The organism is Bacillus sp. FJAT-29814, from assembly GCF_001510715.1.
Classification (GTDB): Bacteria; Bacillota; Bacilli; order Bacillales; family Cytobacillaceae; genus Neobacillus.
The window spans coordinates 405,833-406,992 of record NZ_LMTJ01000006.1; the positions used below are offsets into that span (position 1 = coordinate 405,833).

A 1,160-nucleotide genomic window follows, 5' to 3' on the forward strand; every position below is an offset into this window, starting at 1 on the left:
GGAAGACTCTGGACATTCACGATTGTGTCAATATCATTGACTGCACCATTAGCCCCAGTTTCTCTTACGGTTAACTTGTGCTGACCGTTGGTTAAATTCCTTGCATTCAGCGTATATTGATAGCCGGAGTTTGCGTTTTTATATTCAGGATAGGCATTTTGTACATCCAATCTGGAAATCCCATATTGTGCTTCTCCCATGCTCTTTCCGTCCACCAAAATCTCTATCTTGGATACGCCGCTATCATCCAAAAGCCAACCGCGTACTGTCACTTCACCTTTAATTGTGGATCCATGCGCAGGTGTATCAATCATGCCTCTTACTGGTGGATTCTGGACATTTACCACATTTTCGATAACATTGATAGAACCATTATTCGCGGTCTCACGAATGGTCAACCTATGTTGGCCATTGGTTAGATTCTTAGTATTTAGCGCAAATTGGTAGCCGGAGTTTGCGTTTTTATATTCAGGAAAAGCATTTTGTACATCGATTCGGGAAATTCCATACTGGGCTTCCCCCATGCTCTTGCCATCTACCAAGACTTCTATTTTCTTTACGCCTCTATCATCTAAAAACCAACCGCGTACCGTCACATCACCTTTTATGGTTGATCCATGGGCAGGGGCATCAATCGAACCAACAGCCGATAAATTTTGGACATTGATGACAGTCTGTAAGTCATTCCTTGCCCCGCTATTCCCGATTTCCCGAATGGTTACAACGTGTTGTCCATTTGATAAATCCCTGCTATCTAGTGTGTACTGATAGCCCGAGTTTGGATTTTGATAAGCGGGGAAAGTATTTTGGACATCTAAACGCGGAAGGCCATATTGGGCATCGCCAACGCGTTTCCCGTCCACCAATACTTCAACCTTAGATACGCCGCTCCCGTCTAAAAACCAGCCTCGCACGGTAACGTCCCCTTTAACAGCCGTTCCATGGGCAGGGGCATCAATTGAACCTATTACTGGTAAACCTTGGACGTTAAATAGGGTGCTCAACTCATTTTTTGACCCATTGTTTCCAGTTGCTCGAACGGTCAACCTATGTTGGCCATTGGTCAGATTCTTTGTACTCAAGGAAAATTGGTAGCCGGAATTCGAGTTTTGATATGCGGGATAAGCATTTTGTACATCGGGGCGGGAAATCCCGTATTG

At 44.6% G+C, this 1,160-nt stretch carries 1 protein-coding gene; it reads right to left on the reverse strand.

Going from position 1 to position 1,160, the window contains the following annotated elements:
- Positions 1-1,160, reverse strand: a 1,160-nt coding sequence (locus AR334_RS29990) for an Ig-like domain-containing protein (protein ID WP_172799253.1), incomplete at both ends; no start/stop codon positions are given.